Origin of the sequence: Anaerohalosphaera lusitana (assembly GCF_002007645.1) — a bacterium.
GTDB lineage: Bacteria > Planctomycetota > Phycisphaerae > Sedimentisphaerales > Anaerohalosphaeraceae > Anaerohalosphaera > Anaerohalosphaera lusitana.
The window spans coordinates 4,007,137-4,025,067 of record NZ_CP019791.1 but is presented as its reverse complement, the minus strand read 5'-3'; the positions used below and the strand labels follow the sequence as shown (position 1 = coordinate 4,025,067).

General features: G+C 52.8%; 18 protein-coding genes. 5 read left to right on the top strand and 13 right to left on the bottom strand.

Going from position 1 to position 17,931, the window contains the following annotated elements; genetic code table 11:
• The first annotated feature begins 31 nt into the window (after positions 1–31).
• Positions 32–1,726, top strand: a complete 1,695-nt coding sequence (locus STSP2_RS16345) for a YhjD/YihY/BrkB family envelope integrity protein (RefSeq protein WP_146663786.1) — start codon at positions 32–34, stop codon at positions 1,724–1,726.
• Between the two features lie 22 nt (positions 1,727–1,748).
• Here the strand turns inward: STSP2_RS16345 and STSP2_RS16340 are convergent, their stop codons facing one another.
• Both STSP2_RS16340 and STSP2_RS16335 read right to left on the bottom strand, forming a co-directional pair.
• On the bottom strand, positions 1,749–2,366 hold the full coding sequence (locus tag STSP2_RS16340) for a LysE family transporter (protein WP_146663785.1): 618 nt from the start codon (positions 2,364–2,366) through the stop codon (positions 1,749–1,751).
• 64 nt (positions 2,367–2,430) lie between these two features.
• Positions 2,431–2,847, bottom strand: a complete 417-nt coding sequence (locus tag STSP2_RS16335; protein WP_146663784.1) for a secondary thiamine-phosphate synthase enzyme YjbQ — start codon at positions 2,845–2,847, stop codon at positions 2,431–2,433.
• A 589-nt stretch (positions 2,848–3,436) separates the two neighbouring features.
• On the opposite strand from STSP2_RS16335, the gene ltaE reads away from it, so the two are divergent.
• On the top strand, positions 3,437–4,480 hold the full coding sequence (gene ltaE / locus STSP2_RS16330; RefSeq protein WP_146663783.1) for a low-specificity L-threonine aldolase: 1,044 nt from the start codon (positions 3,437–3,439) through the stop codon (positions 4,478–4,480).
• A 556-nt stretch (positions 4,481–5,036) separates the two neighbouring features.
• Here ltaE and STSP2_RS16325 read toward each other — a convergent pair.
• Together STSP2_RS16325 and STSP2_RS16320 are read right to left on the bottom strand one after the other, a co-directional pair.
• Entirely contained in the window at positions 5,037–5,762 is a 726-nt protein-coding gene (locus STSP2_RS16325; RefSeq protein ID WP_146663782.1) for a hypothetical protein, read from the bottom strand.
• 21 nt (positions 5,763–5,783) lie between these two features.
• Entirely contained in the window at positions 5,784–6,575 is a 792-nt protein-coding gene (locus STSP2_RS16320) for a hypothetical protein (RefSeq protein ID WP_146663781.1), read from the bottom strand.
• Between the two features lie 91 nt (positions 6,576–6,666).
• Between STSP2_RS16320 and STSP2_RS16315 the strand changes: the two genes are divergently transcribed.
• Positions 6,667–7,161 carry a helix-turn-helix domain-containing protein gene (locus STSP2_RS16315; RefSeq protein ID WP_146663780.1) on the top strand — a complete coding sequence of 165 codons (495 nt, stop codon included), beginning with the start codon at positions 6,667–6,669 and terminating at the stop codon, positions 7,159–7,161.
• Complete coding sequence (locus STSP2_RS18175) at positions 7,158–7,706, top strand: transposase (protein ID WP_146664106.1); 549 nt, start codon at positions 7,158–7,160, stop codon at positions 7,704–7,706. The genes STSP2_RS16315 and STSP2_RS18175 overlap by 4 nt, the downstream gene beginning before the upstream one ends.
• Here the strand turns inward: STSP2_RS18175 and STSP2_RS16305 are convergent.
• From STSP2_RS16305 to STSP2_RS16265, 7 genes are all read right to left on the bottom strand, one after another.
• A complete protein-coding gene (locus STSP2_RS16305; RefSeq protein ID WP_169853293.1) occupies positions 7,695–8,384 on the bottom strand; it encodes an RHS repeat domain-containing protein in 690 nt (229 codons plus the stop codon). The genes STSP2_RS18175 and STSP2_RS16305 overlap by 12 nt on opposite strands.
• An 807-nt stretch (positions 8,385–9,191) precedes the next feature.
• Positions 9,192–9,533, bottom strand: coding sequence for a carboxymuconolactone decarboxylase family protein (locus STSP2_RS16290; RefSeq protein WP_205847930.1), 342 nt, complete (start codon positions 9,531–9,533; stop codon positions 9,192–9,194).
• 17 nt (positions 9,534–9,550) lie between these two features.
• Positions 9,551–10,411 (bottom strand): NAD(P)H-hydrate dehydratase, encoded by an 861-nt coding sequence (locus tag STSP2_RS16285; protein ID WP_146663776.1) that lies wholly within the window; start codon positions 10,409–10,411, stop codon positions 9,551–9,553.
• A gap of 4 nt (positions 10,412–10,415) precedes the next feature.
• Entirely contained in the window at positions 10,416–11,192 is a 777-nt protein-coding gene (gene larB, locus STSP2_RS16280) for a nickel pincer cofactor biosynthesis protein LarB (protein ID WP_146663775.1), read from the bottom strand.
• A 16-nt stretch (positions 11,193–11,208) separates the two neighbouring features.
• A complete protein-coding gene (gene tsaD / locus STSP2_RS16275) occupies positions 11,209–12,243 on the bottom strand; it encodes a tRNA (adenosine(37)-N6)-threonylcarbamoyltransferase complex transferase subunit TsaD (protein ID WP_146663774.1) in 1,035 nt (344 codons plus the stop codon).
• A 139-nt stretch (positions 12,244–12,382) separates the two neighbouring features.
• The gene (locus STSP2_RS16270; protein ID WP_146663773.1) at positions 12,383–13,264 is read right to left on the bottom strand and encodes a hypothetical protein; all 882 of its coding nucleotides are present in this window, start codon (positions 13,262–13,264) and stop codon (positions 12,383–12,385) included.
• A gap of 58 nt (positions 13,265–13,322) precedes the next feature.
• Positions 13,323–13,682: a PilZ domain-containing protein gene (locus STSP2_RS16265; RefSeq protein ID WP_146663772.1), complete on the bottom strand. Its 360-nt coding sequence runs from the start codon at positions 13,680–13,682 to the stop codon at positions 13,323–13,325.
• Between the two features lie 401 nt (positions 13,683–14,083).
• On the opposite strand from STSP2_RS16265, the gene rsmH reads away from it, so the two are divergent.
• Positions 14,084–15,079, top strand: a complete 996-nt coding sequence (gene rsmH, locus STSP2_RS16260; RefSeq protein WP_335633130.1) for a 16S rRNA (cytosine(1402)-N(4))-methyltransferase RsmH — start codon at positions 14,084–14,086, stop codon at positions 15,077–15,079.
• Between the two features lie 51 nt (positions 15,080–15,130).
• Here the strand turns inward: rsmH and STSP2_RS16255 are convergent, their stop codons facing one another.
• Together STSP2_RS16255 and STSP2_RS16250 are read right to left on the bottom strand one after the other, a co-directional pair.
• On the bottom strand, positions 15,131–16,357 hold the full coding sequence (locus STSP2_RS16255) for a hypothetical protein (RefSeq protein ID WP_146663770.1): 1,227 nt from the start codon (positions 16,355–16,357) through the stop codon (positions 15,131–15,133).
• Between the two features lie 22 nt (positions 16,358–16,379).
• Positions 16,380–17,930 carry an Hsp70 family protein gene (locus STSP2_RS16250; RefSeq protein ID WP_146663769.1) on the bottom strand — a complete coding sequence of 517 codons (1,551 nt, stop codon included), beginning with the start codon at positions 17,928–17,930 and terminating at the stop codon, positions 16,380–16,382.
• Between the last annotated feature and the right edge of the window lies 1 nt (position 17,931).

Genomic DNA, 17,931 nt, shown 5'->3' with positions numbered 1-17,931 from the left:
TCGCCGATATAAGAGTAAGGATGCTCGTGCTATGGTTGATAAACTTAAAAAACCGATTCGACAGATAAGGCAACTGCTCAACAGGCCCTCGGAGGAGCTTGGCAAGCTGGGGAAGTTTGTGGTTTTCCAGGCAAGGCTGTGGCCGAGGTGTGTGCGGCTGCTCAAGCAGAATCGGTCCGGGCAGCAGGCGGCTGCGCTTTCATATCATACCCTGTTCGGTATTGTTCCGCTGGCGATCGTAATGTTGATGGTTTTTCAGATGTTTCCGGCATACCGACACGTTGGTACGCGGGTGAAGAGCTTCTTTTATGAGCAGGTGAACCTGAGCGGCATACAGTATCCTACGCAGGTCGAAGACGGGGAGCCGATAGCGCTGACTCAGAAGATAGATGAGATGACGCAGGGTTTTATATCGGAGCTCAATGCGGGGGCGATCACGCTGGTTAGTGCGTTGATCGTGATATGGGCGGCGATAGGTTTGCTGACTACGATCGAGAAGGCGTTTAATCGTATATGGAACGCGGAGCGGGGGAGGGATTTTCTGCGGAGGCTGGTGAACTACTGGGCGCTGCTGACTTTGACGCCGCTGCTGCTTGGTGTGGGTTTTTATGTGAGTACGAGGTATCTCGTTCTCGAGAACTGGCAGACGGAGGGGTTTCTGGAATTCATTCGCCCGCTGGTTACGTACGCTATCAGCACGATCGCATTTTTCTTTTTGTATTTCGTTCTGCCGAATACGAAGGTCAAGGCTGGGCCCGCGCTTTGGGGTGCGGCGGTGGCGGCGCTGATCTGGGGTGCGGCTAAGTGGGCGTTTGGAATGTATGTGACGGAGCTTGTGCCGTACAATGCGGTTTACGGGATGCTGGGGCTGATCCCGCTGACTGTGCTGTGGATATATGTGACGTGGCTGATCGTGCTGTTTGGGCTGCAGGTGACGTATACGACGCAGAATCTGAAGAGCCTGAGCGATAGTGAGATCACGAAGATGCAGCGGCGGGAGGGGTATTTCATTGCGAGCGATTTTGCGGTCGTGAAGATAATGGGGTTTATTTACCGGTCGTATTTCTGTAACCGTTCACCGGTGAGTTCTGAGGATGTTTGTGAGAGTCTGCGGCTACCTGCGGCTTTTGTGAGTAAGATACTCAAGCATCTGACCGCCCGGGGGCTGCTGTTCCAGACGAGTGAGCCGGTCGAGGGTTATGTGCTGGCGACGGATGCTGAGAATATCAGTGTGGATGAGATCATCGAGTCGACGGAGAAGGCTACTTTCAAGGTGGAGACGGGTGAGCTGCCGACGAATATTGACGGTGTCGTTGAGAGGTGCCGGGATACGTATCGGAATCTTACGCTGAAGGAGGTTATGGGCGGGGATCTTTGTGCGAGTGCTGCTGGGGTTGAGGATGCAGATTCTGGGGCGGGCGATGAGGGTGATGTTGAAGGTGCGGATGTTGAGGCTGTTGAGACGCTGGACATCGATGAGATGAAGCGTGGCCGTTCGGATGAGATGGGTGTGGACGAGCAGGGCGTGGAGCCGGGTGAGGACGTTGAGGATGAGAGGCTTGAGCGGGGGGAAGAATCCAGGGATTTAGAGGAAGGCGAGGGGGACGATAGTGAGGATGATGCTGGGGATGAGGGGAGTGCCGGGGATGCTGAAAGGACTGGGGGTGAAGATAGTGCCGATGGGGAAGAGGATGAGCCGGGGGGCAACGAATTCAGGCGGCTGTGATAGCTCTGTAGAGATTTTCAGTTCAGCCGATGAGGTCAGTGGCGGCGTCGTATAGGAATTTTATGCCGAAGAAGAGCAGGGCGGTGCCGCAAATTCCGAGTACCCATTTCTGGAGTTTGTCGCCCATTATTTTGCTGCCCTGGTATGATGCGTGGCTGAGGAACTCGAGCCAGATGAGGTCGCAGGTCAGGTGCAGAGTTGCGAAGAGGACGAGGGCGAGCATGCTGAATTCTTTTGCTTCGAGGGCGAGTTTTACGCCGATGGTCGCCCACCAGATGAGGAAATAGGGATTCGTTGCGGAGAGGATTATGCCTGCGGTCAAGGGTTTTTGCGAGCCCATGCTGCCGGCCTTGAATTCTGCGTTGCGCATGTCCTTGAGCATGCCGTATCCCATATAGCAAAGGAATCCGCCTCCTGCGATGCCGACGGCGATTTTTACGGCCGGGTTCTGCAGGAAAGTGGCCAGGCCGATCAGCAGGAAGGCGATCAGGGGCAGTTCGACGACGGCATGGCCTGCGGTGATCAGGGCTCCGGCGTGACGGTGCCTGGTGCCGTGGGCGAGGGTGGCGGCGGTCATTGCGCCGGGGGCCATCACGCCTGAGAGGGATATTATCACCGTACTGAATAAGAATTCTGCCAAGTCGGCTCCGATTGAAACTAATGCACCATTGTCCTGAAATTACACGTCAAAACTTGAGTCGGTTTTATTCGCCGATCATCTTGACGAGGACGCGTTTTTTGCGTTTGCCGTCGAATTCGCCGTAGAAAATCTGTTCCCATGGTCCGAAGTCGAGCTTGCCGTCTGTTATTGCGACGACGACTTCTCTGCCCATGATAGTGCGTTTGAGATGGGCGTCGGCATTGTCCTCGAAGCCGTTGTGCTTGTACTGGCTGTAGGGTTTTTCGGGTGCGAGCTTTTCGAGCCAGACCTCGAAATCATGGTGCAGTCCCGATTCGTCGTCGTTGATGAAGACCGAGGCGCTGATGTGCATGGCGTTTACAAGTGCGAAGCCCTCCTGGATGCCGGATTTTTCGAGGCAATCCTCTACGTCCGGTGTGATGTTGATGAGTTGTCTGCGTTTGGTGGTTTCAAACCATAGTTCTTTCCTAAAGCTCTTCATTACGAAACTCCCTTAATGTCATTAGTTGCTGATTTTTCTTAGTGCCTATTCTACATGCTCTTAGCTGTATTGCAAGCTGTGGGCCTGTACTGGGGGTAATTGTTTGTCCTTATGCAATGCAGAACCTAAACCTCCAGGTAAGATTCGGGATGGCCCCTATTGACTGAGCGTATAAATTGCATGAATATAGCAGATGTTGAATTCACAATGGTATGAGTAACTTAGAGTATGCAAAGAGGGGGGACCTATGCTGAATACGAAGTTGTTTGTTTTTAAGAACATCTTTTCCAAAGGGGGTAACGAGCCTTATGCTTCGCTGCAGAGCGATAGGAGGGAAGACTGTGCTGCTGGTCGCGATACTGGCTGCGGCTGTGGCGGTCATGATCTTGAGCACCACGACCGGAGAGACATATTTGTAGATCGACGGGTTTCTTGCGTGATCGATGATCGTCATAAAAAGTAGGAGTAAGAAAACAGTCGCAGAAAAGCTTCTACTTTGTGCCAGGGTCAAGCCGGTGAGTGTACTTGCCAATCGGGGGAAGAGTCCCTATACTGTCCTCGGATCTGTGTTTATTTTTTGAGGATTGTTATGGGCGTGATAGACCTTCGCAGCGATACGGTGACGCAGCCGACAGTAAGGATGCGGGAAGCCATGAGGGATGCTTCTGTGGGAGATGATGTGCTGGGTGATGATCCTACGGTGCAGAAGCTCGAACGGCTGGCGGTGGATAAGCTGGGGACCGAGGCGGCGATCTTTGTGCCGAGCGGGACGATGGGGAACCTGGTTTCGGCGATGGTGCATTGTCCGCGGGGCAGTGAGGTGATACTGGGTGATAAGGCTCATATGTTCGTTTATGAGGCTGGGGGGATGTCGGCGGCAGGGGGGATTCAGCCGCACACGATACCAAATCAGGCGGACGGTACGCTTAGACTGGAGGATATCGAGCATGCGGTGCGGGCGGAGAATGTGCACTTTCCGCGGACTCGGCTGATCTGCCTGGAGAATACTCAGAACAAGTGCGGCGGGCGGGTTCTGAGGCCGGAATATTGCTGGGAGGTTCGCGAGATCGCGGACAAGCACGCCCTGAAGATGCATCTTGATGGAGCGCGTGTTTACAATGCCGCGGTTGCGCTGGGGATAGATGTGCGTGAGCTGGCTGAGCCGTTCGATTCGGTCAGTGTGTGTCTGTCGAAGGGGCTTTCTGCGCCGGTTGGTTCGGTGGTATGCGGGCGGAAGGATTTTGTTTATGAGGCCAGGCGTGCGCGGAAACTGCTTGGCGGGGGGATGCGGCAGGCGGGGGTGCTGGCGGCTGCGGGGATCGTCGCGCTGGAGGATATGGTTGACCGGCTGAGTGAGGACCACGCCAATGCGAAGGAGCTTGCGCGGGGGCTGGCTGAGACGGGCATGTTCAGTCTGGATGCGGAGGCGGTTGAGACGAATATCGTGTATTTTGATCTGGCGATGGATAAGATCGGGGCGGATGAGCTGGTGGCGAAGATGGCTGAGCGGGGGGTGCTGTTTCTGGCGCTTGGGCCGGGACGGTTTCGGATGGTGACTCATTGCGGTATTTCGGCAGGCGATGTCGAGACCGCGCTTGATGTTCTTGGTGGAGTGGCCGGGGAACTGCAGTGATAATTGGTTCGTGTTGGTCGTTTTGGTGAGTGGTGTATGTTAGGTGAGCCGCCGCAGAATTTAACAGCCGCGCCTCCGACGTACTTTTTGGAGGGTCCATTCTCGGCGAACTTTTTTCATTAATATTATGCGGCTGGTGGGTGCGGGGGATGGTCGGGGTCGGTCGTTCTTGGTGGTGGATGTTATTCATCCAGGGATTGACCGTTTGGGGTGTGTCGGTGGATTTCAATCATGGGGCTGCTGACGTGGGCCAAGGTGTGCGAGACAGGTAAGCCCTTGTTAATAAAGCACTTATGAACATATTAAAGGTGTCTGACCCTTTTTATTTAACTCGGGGTGTCCGGCTTTCATTGTTTTCTTAGTTCAGCTCAGGATGTGCCAACGAAGAATTTACGTGTTGGCTCTGGGCCGCCCATGGCGGACTAATCCACGAATATCAGACTGATTCAGCGTCGAAGCAGCCTGCATTTGCCAGTTGTTTGAAACAAAAATGAGAAAATAATCGCAAAGCACATTTATGGCATTGACAGAGGTCGTTCCATATCAGTTTCTTAATTCACCTAACAGGGCATAGAACTTGCCAGATACTTGTTGGGTGAAAATCTTGGCAAACAAACTGTTCTTTTTCAGCTGACCATGAAAATGATGCAAAAACTTCATTTAACTCAAGGCTAACAAGCTCAACTCTTTGATCTTTGACAATGGCCATAATCTGATATCCAAATGGGCCACCAGATTCGTGAGCAATCTCATCTTTAAACTCAATATGCAACAAAAGTTCTGGATTTTCACTCAGCCGCCACACTTTTATGGCTTTGTCCATCGCACTTATATCGTCGAAATCTCCAGCCATGTCATCTATATTATATATAAAAACTTTCTCAATATAACCATCGTTGGTGATATCAAACATTGAACCGTTATCAAATCTTGGTCTATCCTTCGACCTAAGTAGACACTTGCCTTCAGAATCAAAAACGAATGAATAACTCCGATCTCCCAATCCTGCAACATCGTAAGTAACTGTCACAAGGTGATATGTAGATTTGTTTTTGTCTGTAGCCTCATAATATTTCACATCGGCGTTGCCATCACAACTGAAATGCTCTGGCAAGTTGCTTATTGAATTCCTTCGAATTAATTTCAATAAAGTATATTTCCTAGTCATCGGGTTTTTCAGGCCACGACTCGCAGGTGGAAATAAAAACCACCATATTGCTCCTATGAAGATGGATAAAACAGCTGTAATAAAGGTGGTGTTTTTGATGGCTTTATATGTCATTTTAACTCCTATTTTTTACAGCTACTGAATAGGAAAACCTGGCAGTGAAAAAGCAAATTTTCTTTTTATACCAACGCCATTGCCAGCAGCAGCTCCTATTCCCAATCTTGCGGAAACTTTTAATTCAGCTGGACCACTTACACGAATTCCTGACACAAACCATTTCCCCCGTGTTGGATGTATAAGCTTTGCCATCACGCCCCACTTTGGTTTGGATGGAGGATCCCAATGGCCTGGCATTGACTTAATCTCTGAGTGATAATTTGAATTGTCCGAGGTGTTTCCACTTGTCCCAAAAGGAGAACGGTCATTATACAAATAACCTCTGGCATCTCCAGCTTCTCGATTATAATACCAGTCCCCAAATATAGAGATGTTGTTAGTCCATACACCTGCGCCATACACCCATTTTATTTTGGAACTACCTGTGTAATTTCCATATGCCAAATATTTAGCAGAGGCTTCTAATGAAACAAAGTGAAGTCCTAGATTTTCAATAACTCCGTAAGTAGCCTTCAAACCATTTTTCTCATAATGCTTTTTTTCTGCTTTATATGACTTCTTATACTTCGAACCATCGCACATTTCCACGACAATTTCTCCAGAGGCACTCTTAGTAAGCCATTTGTAGTCAAAGAGGCCCTTGAACACACCGGCATCAGGCAGTGAAAGCTTAAATTTTTCATCTCCATTGACATGTAGTTTAACCCATCCGTCACCAGACTCGGAATAAAAACTAATAGACGATGTACCATCGACCTTTGGAGCTCCAATGCTAGTGCCGTTTCCAAAATATAATTTTAACTTTTCCATGATTTAAGACTTGCGCCATGCATAATCTGGTATTATATAGAATGACACGAAGAAATAATTTCACGCTTACAAGCAGAGAAAGGGATTTCTTATGTGTCTGTACGCCAGAGACCTCAGTACCAGTGAAGGCCAGCAAATTCAGCGGATACTCCGCAGCAGCAAAAGCCGAATCAAGATTCGTCGCGGCCAAGTCATTCTTGCCTCTAACCAGGGCTATAAAGTTCCTGCTATCGCCGAGCTGGTTCACTATTCGCCGCACCATGTCAGGGCCATCATCAAAGACTTTAACCAACGCGGCCTTAAGGCGTTGGAGCCCAAGCCCCGGCCGGGAAGACCGCCGGAGTTTACCGAAGACGACAAGGCCATTATTGCCGAGACTGCAAAATGTCCGCCCGACCTTCTGGACTGCCCTTTCAAGCGGTGGTCGCTGGAAAAGCTGCGTGAATATCTTGTCCAGGAAAAGATCGTTCCTACGATCAGCATTGAAACACTCAGGACCATCCTGCGTGAAAAGAAGGTCAAGCTCCGGCGGACAAAGACATGGAAAGAGTGCAACGACCCCGATCTCAAGTCTAAAAAAAACTGATTCGCAGATACGTAAACCAGCCCGCTTCAAACGGGCCGACCATATCATTCGACGAGTTCGGACCGCTGGAGGTTCGTCCTCAGCCGGGCCAAAATTACTGTCATACCGACCATCCCAAGAGGCTGCCTGCGACCTATACCCGCAAACACGGCGTTCAGCACTGGCTGGCGTTTTACGATGTCCATCAGAAAAAGCTCTGGGGATATGTTCGGCCACGCAAGCGGCATCAGGAGTTCTTGGAAGTTTTGAAACTGACCAGGAAAAAGTATCCTGCGAACCAGCGGATACACCTGATACTGGACAATTTCTCGCCGCACCGCAAGGACAAGGTTCTGCGGTACTGTCGCGAGAACAATATTCATCTGATCTGGACGCCGACCAACGCATCATGGCTCAACCCTATCGAATGTCAGTTTACCCATGTTAAGGAATTCGTAATACGAGGAACTAATTATCAAAACCATCATGAGCTTAAAACTGCACTGAATAGATACGTAGCATATCGCAACAGAAAAACTCAGCAAAAGTTAAACTTAGATAATTGAAACGACACTAGAATACCGCAAAAGGCCAAATGGGTCTGAACAGTATGCTGGATTTGCATTTACATATGAATAGAAATTAGCGCCATCCGTAAGCTGCAATTTTGGCATAACTTGACCTCGTGGGAGAGCATCAGGCACGATCCCCAACGGGTCTTTTTGCAGGAATCGGCCGGTTTGGGGGTCGTAATAGCGGTGGCGACTATATTGTAATTTTAAAGAGCCACCGTCCAGTATATCCAGGCGTCGGCCTGTGTACAAGTACGGATTTTCTTTTTGCGACACAGCCCAGCTCTGCGTGTAGTCGGCGTTGTAGACGGTCGCTTTGCCGTATGCGTTGTATTCGCAGCGTTCGACGACGTTGCCTGCGGTGTCGATCAGGGCGGCGGTGCTGTACAGGTGGTCGTGGGCGTAGTAGAGGTCCGTGCTGCCGTCGCTGGTCATTAGAGGCTCGTCGATGTAGTTGCCATACACCGGGAAGTCATTTTGAAACTCATTTTGCTTTGCGGCGGCCCTTTTTCCGTCTGGCTGCGTTGTGCAAAATCGCCCATAGTTACGGCTATTGCCAATTTTGCACGCCTTGCCAGCCGAAAAAATCTCAGGCCGCAAATTCAAAAGCAGTTTCAGAAATGCCTTCCTGTACCGCTTGAAGTTGTCGCTGCCGTCGTATTCGGCCAGCACCTGCCAGTTGTCGTTGTAGTAGTAAAGGGTGGACTCATTTGACTGGTCATTGACGAACTTTTCGACCTTTATACGCTGGCCTAATGCGTCATAGGCGTATTTTACGACAGTGTCCCAGTCGCCGGAGCCATCGGGCTTTTCGATCTGAATAATGCGGTTTTCGTAGTCGTAGGTGTACTGGTAGCCGTTCTGGTCGGTGGTGGTGTTGCCCGCGTCGTCGTAGGTGCAGATGACGTCATAGCCGGTGGCGGCGGAGTCGTAGCGGTTAGTGAGTTTGGGCGGATATTATGGATTTTGTAAAGAGCTTGCTGGATTATAACGGATTGGTGGAGGGGGAACAACCTTTTTTTATTTGCGGGTGGTTTTGGGTTTTTTGTGCAAGTGGTGTATTATGGAGCTGGGTGTTGGTGCTTGTTTTGGGCGTGCATGCGTGCTCGTTGTGTTCTCTGGGCCCCGGCTCGGAGGCCGGGGTGACAGTTGGTCGTGATGCTGGTTTTGTTATGGCGCTATGGGCATCATGCTTTTCTGTTAGTTTGCTGTTGTTTTGGGCGTGCATGCGCCCCCGCCGTGTTCTCTGGATCCCGGCTCGGGGGCCGGGATGACAAGGTCTGCGCAAACGCGATGCGATCAGTGAAATAACACTTTCTGCCTTTTGCGTATTTTGGGTGAGCCAGCTTTTTTGTGTGTTTGAAATTGCCGCTCGTAATGACACATTTATATGGGTGATGGTTTTTGGTTGGTGGTGAAGCATGAAAAAGTCCGGCAGCTTTGGGGCTGACGGACTTTTGGATTTTGCGAGTTGCTGGTTTAGGCTTCCAGTGCTTCGAGGGCCTCGATTACTTCGGGGAGGTGGGTGAAGGCTGGGCCGCCGCTCATTACGACGGAGACCGAGGCAGCTTCCATTATCTGCTCCTTGGTTGCGCCGGCTGCGAGGCATTTCTGGACGTGCAGGTAGATGCACGGCTGGCACTGTTCGGAAAGGCCGATGCCGAGAGCGACGAGTTCTTTTTCCCTGACGCTGAGCGCGCCTTCGCCCATGATCTTTTCGAACATGCCTGCGAAGCCTTTTACGGTGTCGGGAGCCATTTCCTGCATCTTCTTGGTTTTGTGCTTCCATTCGCCGTAGAAATCTTTGGCCTGGTTAGCCATAGTTGTATCCTTTCGATTTAAGATTGAATCTTTCTAAATGCTTGCGGGAGGGCGTCGATCACGTCTGTTGCGATCAGGGATATCTGTCCGGTTCGTTCGGCTGCGATGTCACCTGCGAGGCCGTGGAGGTGTACGCCGAGTACCGAGGCATCAAAATTGTCCAGACCCTGACCGATCAGTGCCGCTATGATGCCGGTCAGCACGTCTCCGGTTCCTCCGGTGGACATGCCGGGGTTTCCGGTTTCGTTGACATAGTATCTTTCGCCATCACTTACGACGGTGCCTGCTCCCTTGAGCGTGACAACTGTGCCGGTGGATGATGCGAGTTTTGCGGCCTGTTCGATGCGGTCAGCGGGCTGATCTTCGCGTACCAATGCTTTCCAGAGGCGTTTCATCTCTCCGGGGTGGGGCGTCAGGACGGCGGATGCGCTGACCTTTTCGTGTCTGCTGTGAATTTTGGCGAGGCAGTTGAGGCCGTCCGCATCGAGGACGATTTTCAAATCCTTTTCCCGCAATAAGGCGGTGAGGCAGTCTCGGACTCCGCGGGCCGTGGTTACGCCGGGGCCGAATGCGATCACGTCGTTTTGTTCGGTTTCTGCGAGTAATGGGCCGACAGCTTCGCCGGCCATAGCGCCGTCGTCATCTGCGAGGCTGAGGGTTGTGTAGCAGGGGCTTATGCTGGCGATCGTGGGCAGGACGGAGTCGGGGCATGCGACTTTTACCAGGCCCGCTCCGGAACGCAGGGCCGAGAGTGCGGTCATTGCCGGGGCGCCGCTCATTCCCCAGGAGCCTCCTGCGACCAGGACCCTGCCGAAGGTGCCCTTGTGCGAATCCTGGGCCCTGGGTTTTAGTGTCGGCAGTGTTTTTATTTCCTGCATGGTATTATCTCTGCTTTTCGAGTCTTGCGTTTATCATACTTGCAGCATAGCCTGCACCGAATCCGTTGTCAATGTTAACCACGGTAATGCCTGACGCGCAGCTGTTGAGCATGGTGAGCAGGGCGGAGAGTCCCTGGAAGTTGGCGCCGTAACCGACGCTTGTGGGAACGCCGATGACGGGGGAGTTGACGAGGCCGCCGACGACGGAGGCGAGTGCTCCTTCCATGCCGGCGACGACGATGACGACCGAAGCTTCGCGGAGTATTTCCATTGTCCTGCTGTGTCCGATCAGGCGGTGGATGCCGGCGACGCCGACGTCGCAGACGAATTCGGTCCGCTGACCCATTGTTTCGGCGGTGAGTTTTGCTTCGGTGGCGACGGGCAGGTCGGCGGTGCCTGCGGTGACGACAGCGATGTAGTGTTCGGTGGGGGGCATGTCGCACTGGTCGAGGATGACCATGCGGGCGAGTTCTTCGTAGCGGAGGCCGGGGTGGTCGAGTTGGGCGGCGATCGCGTCGTAGACTTCGCGGTCAGCGCGGCTGGCGATGACGTTGTTGCCTTTTTTGGCGAGCAGGAGGAATATTTTGACGATGTGTTCGGTGGTTTTGCCGGGGCAGTAGATCACTTCGGGGAAGCCGCAGCGGATGTGTCTGTGGTGGTCTATACGGGCAAAGCCCATGTCCTCGAAGGGCAGATGGCGAAGTTTTTCGACCGCGTCATCAATGGTTATCTGGTCCGATTTAACGTCCGCAAGTAATTGCGTGAGTTTCTTGTCGTCCATTTTGGGCTCCCGATACTTAAGTTCTCGCTTTCGGTTCGAGCGTGAGGTCCGCGAAGAGACCCGCTTTGTATTTGTGATATGCCAGGGATGCTATCATGACCGCGTTGTCGGTGCAGAGCTTCATCGGTGCGATCAGGAGGTTTCGGCCGGACTTTTCGCAGGATCTTGTGAGTGATTCACGGAGGGCACTGTTTGCGCCTACTCCGCCGCCGACGAGAACGGTTCTGGCTTTGATCTGTTGGGCGGCCAGTTCTGTTTTTCTGGTGAGTACTTCGACGACCGCTGCCTGGAAGGATGCGGCGATGTCGGCGATTTCCTGTTCGCTCATTTTGTCTACCTGGCTGGTGCCTTTCATGTCCTGGCCCTGGCAGTGGTAGAGTACGGCGGTTTTGAGGCCGGAGAAGGAGAAGTCCAGCGAATCCTTGCCCATCATGCTACGGGGGAAGCGTACGGCGGTTGGGTTGCCTTTCTTTGCGACCTTGTCGATGACGGGGCCGCCGGGGTAGCCGAGGCCGAGGATGCTTGCGACTTTGTCGAACGCTTCGCCTGCTGCGTCGTCTATGGTCGAGCCGAGCAAACGCAGGTCGAGCGGGGATTCGCAGTCGTAGAGGTTTGTGTGTCCGCCAGAGACGATAAGGGCTGCGGCGGGCAGTTCGACGTTTTCTTCGGCGAGTATTGCGGCCTGGAGGTGTGCGTGGACGTGGTTTATGCTTATCAGGGGTTTGTCGAGTGTCAAGGCGAGTGTTTTTGCTGCTGTGACGCCGATAATGAGCGAGACGACCAGGCCGGGCTGATTGGCGATGGCGATGGCGTCTATGTCGTGAAGGTCGATGTTCGCGTCGTCTACCGCTTTTTTGATCACGGGGTAGATGTTTTCGAGGTGGGCGCGTGATGCGAGTTCGGGCACGACTCCGCCCCATTCGCGGTGAATATCTTCCTGCGAGGCGACGACGGAGGACCTGATGCGGCTGCCGTTGGTGACCACGGCTGCGGCGGTTTCGTCGCAACTGCTCTCGATGCCGAGTATGTTTATTTGTTTTTTATTGGTCATGGTGTGGGAATGGTACCCACTAGACACCAAACTGTCAATATGCTCGGTACATACAATTTGGCACCAAGTGCGAACTGGCTGTATGAAGGGCTAAGGGGGTGGTTATGTCGGTTGGTGCGGGGCGGTCATATCCTGGGGCTCAGTTTTCGACTCGTTCGCATCTGATTAGGTAGAGCTTTATTATGGGGATGTTCTTTTTGATGATATGGCTTCGCTTGATGATGGGGCCATCCTGGGGGTTCTTTTCGGAGTCTTCGGCTGGGACTATGAAGTCTGCGTGGGTTGTGAAGAACATATTGGCGAGGTTGCGAGCTTCGGCTTCGTATCTGGCCGGGCCGAGGAGGATGAACTCGCCTTCGTTGATGAGGGTTCGGAACTTGCTGAATTTAAAGACAAGGTCGTCCTCTTTTGGATCCTTGCCGGGGGTGCGGAGCTTTGCGCTGTCGAAATGTTTGAAAACCGCCTCCATGCTGACCAGTGCCTGGCCTCGCTGGTCGGTGCCGCGTGCATGCATTCGCCAGGCGATCTCTCCCGGGTCAAGAGTTTTTCGGACGGAGCTTGCGGTGAGGTCGACATATGAAACTCTTTGCGGTCTTCGTGACGATGCGATCCTTATATCGTGGCCGTCCTGTTCGGGTAGAATGATGTTTCGTGATATCCTGCTGCGTGCGTGTGCGTTTTCGAGGATCTGGGCGGCCTGGGACCATTGTTTTATGTCCGCTCTGTGCACAGCGAAACCGTTGCTGTTGAAGATATTTTCGTTGGTGTGCTTCAGGCGGCCTTTGGTGAGGGAATCGTAAGCGGTGGTGAGGGCAGGGAAGTTTTCGGCGGGCAATTCGATGATGTGGACGGCGAAATGGTGCTGTTTTGTGTCGGGTACGGCCGGTGCGCTGGGCTTGATCGCGTCTAGTGTGACGCCTTCGAGCAGTTTTCCGTTAGAAACGGTTTTTTGCCGGGCATCGCCGCATCCGCTGACGAGGCCTGCTGCACAGACTAAGATAGCCAGAATTCGCTTTTTCATTCCAGAATGATAGTAAACCGGTTAGCTGTTGTCAAATGCAGTCGGCTAAATCGGGTGATTATATTCCGGAATGTGAGTTGTCGCAGAACTCGATTGCGACTCGCTGGACCATGTCTGAACCGGGGTTGAAGCCTTCTGAGAGGTTGTCTTCGGTGCGGAGGACCCTGCCGTAGTTGGAAATGCGTCCGCCGAATTCGGAGAGATTTTCTGAAGGCGGTACGGACATTTCGATGCTGAGGAGCTGGCCGTCGTGGAGACCCTGGCCGTGCAGTTCGATGAGTGCACCGCCCTGACTTACGTCGACAGTTTTGCCGGTGAAAAGCTTGCCACCTGACAGTCCGACGGTCTGGCACATTACGTCCAGTTCCATTTCGAGTCTGTCGTGCATTCGTCTGTTTTGGGTTGCCACGGTATCCATTTTTCAGGTCCTGTTAGTTTAAATAATCATTTTTGCGGCAGAGCAACTGATCAATAGCAATGCCGATACTAGAATATCGGCTGAAACAGCCTTTAAATTCAACTTTTATAAGTCCTTTTTTCGGTGTGGACGCGCTGTGTCTAAGCGGATTTCTATTGTGCAGTGTCGATCCATACAACCATTATTTACGAGAATACTTATTTTGGCAAGGCTTTGTTGATGTATCTTCTTTAAATTCAGGAGTTTGAGGTTGGGGTTCGGCTGAGGGATGCACTTGTGGGCATTGTAATTGACATTCGGCGATAGAGTTCGTAGTATCCGGCTAATTGGAGGGGCGGCGGAAGGTTTTTTTGCTGGTTGAGACGAATAATTAGTTTTAATTTCAATGTGTCCGATAATTGGTGTCTGTGAATAATCGACCGACAAAAAAGAAGGGTAAGCATAAGGCCGGGCGGCGTTCGGGGAGGGGTAAGACTGCGCCCGGTACGCACGTGCCTATTATGGTGAGTGAGGTGGTTAACTGTCTCGAGCCCGGACCGGGCCAGACGGTTGTGGACTGTACGCTTGGTTACGGGGGACACGCACGGAAATTTCTGCAGAAGATAGGGCCGGAGGGGAGGCTGATCGGTCTGGACTGCGATGCGAAGGAGCTGGCGAGGACCGCTAAGCGGCTAAAAAAGTTCGGTGATGCGTTTGTTCCGCGCCGAGCCAATTTTTCCGAGCTGGAGGAGGTGCTGGGAGAGTTGGAAATTTCCAAGGTGGATATTATATTTGCGGATCTCGGGCTTTCGAGTATGCAGATCGATGATCCGGGGCGGGGGATCCATTACAAGAATGACGGTCCGCTGGATATGCGGATGGATGACCGGCTGGAAAGGACCGCTGCTGACGTGGTGGCTGAGATATCGGAAGAGGAGCTGGCTGAGGCGTTATGGAAGTATTCGGATGAGCCGGACAGCGGGGTGATCGCGGCGTTTATCTGCGGACAGCGTCAGGCGGCGCCGATAACCAGGGTCGATCAGTTGAAGCGGATCGTTTTGAATGCAAAGGGGTTGACGGAGGCGACGTGGAAAAAGCAGCAGAAAAGTCAGTCGTTCGGCGGGGCTCACCCGGCGGCGCGTACGTTCCAGGCTTTGCGTATACTTGTGAACGACGAGCTGGGTGCGCTGGAGCAGCTTCTGGAGGCGGCTCCCGGGTGTGTCAAGGCTGGGGGACGCATTGGGATCATCAGTTTCCATGCGGGGGAGGATCGGTTGGTCAAGAATGCGTTTCGCGAGGGGTTGAAAAAAGGTGTTTATCAGGCTGTAAGCAAAGGTGCGATAACGCCTCGTCAGGGGGAGATAAGAAAGAATCCGCGGAGTTCATCTGCTCGGTTCAGGTGGGCCCAGTTGGCTTAGATGATTGGAAGCGGCTTAGAACAGCCTGCAGGAGTTATTTGCAAAATGCTTCTATTGATCTTCGCTGCCGGCGGCTGCGATCTTTTCTGTGGTACAATTGCTTCTTGCGTCGGCGATCAGTTCAAGCATGAAGTCGGCTTTTGCTCTGACTTTTGCGTCGGGATGGTTCACGCGTGAATTCCATTTTTTGTATTCGGAGCTGAGCTTTTTGCGAATGTCTCCGGACAGCATGTCGTCTGTTATGCCCAGCAGGAAATTGCTGTCGCGATGTTCGGCTTCCATTATGGGAAGTGTCTTTTGCACCATGGCTCGCAGCTTGTCATGCTCTATCTGCAGGCCTTGGGCTGCCTGGGTCGCGGCGAGGTTGTGCTCAGGGCTTCCGTTGTAATGGCAGGCGAGCATTTGAAGGAAAAGCTCCATTGCGGCGTATCTGTCGGCGATCGAACTGACGGATGCGAGCTTCTCGCATATCGCTAGTGTGTCGAGCCCCTGGCCGCTCTTGCATAAGATCGCTGCGTCCTGGGCGGTATCGGCCAGTCTGTTGAGGACGTGCTTTCTGGCCTGCTCGTCGTCAATGCTTTCAATTTTGCCGGCGATCCAATCTTCGAGGACTGCTCCGGCGGATTCGTTTTCGATGTTTTCGGGTCCGAGTGCCGCGGTCGCAAGTTGAATCGTCAGGGTCTCTGTGACGCGTGCATTTTCTGTTATATCTATGTAGCCGGGCCTTGAGGACTTGTATGTTATTATGGTGCTCGCGCTTGCGATTTCGTTTTCGGTTCCACGGCTTAGCAGCGATACGGTAAACTTGAGGCGGCGTGTGCCTCGTCTGGGCAGGGTTAGAGTATTGCAGGGGAGTTCGAGAACAGCGGTCCAGTAGCTGAGCATAGATAATCGCTGCATCAGCTTGCCGTAGTAGTCGCGATGATAGAATGCGGGCGAGTCCTCCATCTGCCACTTCTGGACGGTGCAGAGGACAGGCTGTGCGAAGGATTCATTCTCCGTAATGTCACTCAGTATCACCTGTGCATCAGTTTCGTGTCCTGCTTCGGGGGCATTTATCTGGCCTCGTATTCTGATGGAGAAAATGTCTTCCTGGCCTGATTCGGTGGCCTGTCTTAGTAGGTCGACCTGGCAGGTGAGGCGTTTGTGACCATCGTCCTTTTGCTGGGTCCGGTTGATGCTGCTGTTGTGGTCGTTCTGTGCCTGGCGTTTTTTCGCCGTAAGGCCCAGTCCGACCCACATGATAACTATAATGATGATCAGCAATACACCGGCCATTCTTTTCTTCCTTTGCAGTCAGTTACTTCACGTCGAAGGACTGAAGCTCGTCGGCATGTCGTACAACGTTTTCTTTGCTCAGTGCTCCGTCATCGCCTGAGGAGAATTCCACTTCGAGCGTCTTGCCCGATTCGACGTCCTCGAACTTGCAATGCATCCTCTGGTTCAGGTCGTAACTGTAGGTTACCTTGATGGGACAATTTGCTGACCTGCCTTCGGGCATCTTGAATATTTCGGTCGCGATGTGGTTCACGAAGTCGGGGTCGCTGTCCTCGCCCTGGGTGACGGTGACCTGCAGATCGGTCTGGCCTTCGGCAACGGTGTAGAAAGTCTGTGTCGATTCGCAGGGCAGGGGTGTGTTCTTTTTCAGGATGATAGTATTTGCGATGACGTGGCGGCCCATCTCCTGGTCGTAGGGTGCGGATATTGTGCCGTAGCTGTGGTTGCATACGTCAGTGAGTTTGACGTCTTTTAGGCCTGCTGCGATGCCTGCACTTACGCCGGCGGGCATCACTCGCATTTTTGTAAGGCCTGCGTGGATAGCGGCACCGAGTGCGACGCATTCGTCGACGTTGACGGCAACCGTGGGTTCGAATCCGAAACGTTCTGTCAATTTCTCCTGAACGACGGGCACACGTGTGCTTCCGCCGACTAGGAGCACTGTATTTATGTCCTGAGGTGCGGAGTTGCTTTCCTCCAGAACTACGTCGAGCAGCATGTCGGTTCGTGCGAGCAGGGGAGCTATCGCTTCTTCAAACTGTTCGCGTGTTATTTCGAGCCTGAGACTGCCGGCGGGGCCGTAAATGATCTTTTTGGCAACGGGCCTTCGCGAGAGAGTTTTCTTTACATCTTCCGCTTCGTCTTCGAATTTTGCCCGGTCCTCTTCGCTTTCGATGAGTTCGACGTCGTATTTCTCGCGGTAGGCTTTTTCGAACAGCTCGAGTACTTTACGGTCGAAATCGATGCCGCCGAGGGCATGGTCACCCTGCGAGCATACGATGTCTATCTCGGTGCCCTTTACGTCCAGAACGGTCACGTCGAATGTACCGCCGCCAAGGTCGTATACCATGACCCGGCCGCTGACGTTCTGAGTTGTCGCGTAGAACAGGGCGGCTGCAACGGGTTCGTTGACGATGGCGACGACATTGAGCCCTGCGAGCGTACCTGCGTCCATTGTGGCTTTACGCCTGACCTCATCGAAGTGAGCGGGAACGGAGATCACAACATCACTGATGTCTTCGCTTGCGCTTCCGCAGTCATTGCGAAGCTTTTTCAGGATGAGGCTCGAAATTTCTTCGGGGCTCCAGTCCTTGTCCTCGATCTTTTTCTTGAAGGAGGGTTCGCCCATGTGTCTTTTTATCCACCGTACCGAGCGGTCGGGATTGAGCTGCCGTGAGTTAACGGCTTCGATACCGACTCTGATGATGTTGGCGTCCTGGTCGTCGAAGAATACCGCGGAAGGCGTTATACGTTCACCTTCGCTGTTGGGTATTATCTCAGGCTTGCCGAGCGTGTTAAGTACGGCCAGGGCCGAATACGTTGTACCTAGATCGATTCCAGCTATCTTACCCATA

What these genes read in the sequence shown, in the direction of transcription:
- STSP2_RS16345 (WP_146663786.1), top strand. Translation starts at nt 32, where the DNA reads ATGGTTGATAAACTTAAAAAACCGATTCGACAGATAAGGCAACTGCTC.
- STSP2_RS16335 (WP_146663784.1), bottom strand. Translation starts at nt 2,847, where the DNA reads ATGAAGAGCTTTAGGAAAGAACTATGGTTTGAAACCACCAAACGCAGA.
- ltaE (WP_146663783.1), top strand. Translation starts at nt 3,437, where the DNA reads ATGGGCGTGATAGACCTTCGCAGCGATACGGTGACGCAGCCGACAGTA.
- STSP2_RS16325 (WP_146663782.1), bottom strand. Translation starts at nt 5,762, where the DNA reads ATGACATATAAAGCCATCAAAAACACCACCTTTATTACAGCTGTTTTA.
- STSP2_RS16320 (WP_146663781.1), bottom strand. Translation starts at nt 6,575, where the DNA reads ATGGAAAAGTTAAAATTATATTTTGGAAACGGCACTAGCATTGGAGCT.
- STSP2_RS16315 (WP_146663780.1), top strand. Translation starts at nt 6,667, where the DNA reads ATGTGTCTGTACGCCAGAGACCTCAGTACCAGTGAAGGCCAGCAAATT.
- STSP2_RS16290 (WP_205847930.1), bottom strand. Translation starts at nt 9,533, where the DNA reads ATGGCTAACCAGGCCAAAGATTTCTACGGCGAATGGAAGCACAAAACC.
- STSP2_RS16285 (WP_146663776.1), bottom strand. Translation starts at nt 10,411, where the DNA reads ATGCAGGAAATAAAAACACTGCCGACACTAAAACCCAGGGCCCAGGAT.
- larB (WP_146663775.1), bottom strand. Translation starts at nt 11,192, where the DNA reads ATGGACGACAAGAAACTCACGCAATTACTTGCGGACGTTAAATCGGAC.
- tsaD (WP_146663774.1), bottom strand. Translation starts at nt 12,243, where the DNA reads ATGACCAATAAAAAACAAATAAACATACTCGGCATCGAGAGCAGTTGC.
- STSP2_RS16270 (WP_146663773.1), bottom strand. Translation starts at nt 13,264, where the DNA reads ATGAAAAAGCGAATTCTGGCTATCTTAGTCTGTGCAGCAGGCCTCGTC.
- STSP2_RS16265 (WP_146663772.1), bottom strand. Translation starts at nt 13,682, where the DNA reads ATGGATACCGTGGCAACCCAAAACAGACGAATGCACGACAGACTCGAA.
- STSP2_RS16255 (WP_146663770.1), bottom strand. Translation starts at nt 16,357, where the DNA reads ATGGCCGGTGTATTGCTGATCATCATTATAGTTATCATGTGGGTCGGA.
- STSP2_RS16250 (WP_146663769.1), bottom strand. Translation starts at nt 17,930, where the DNA reads ATGGGTAAGATAGCTGGAATCGATCTAGGTACAACGTATTCGGCCCTG.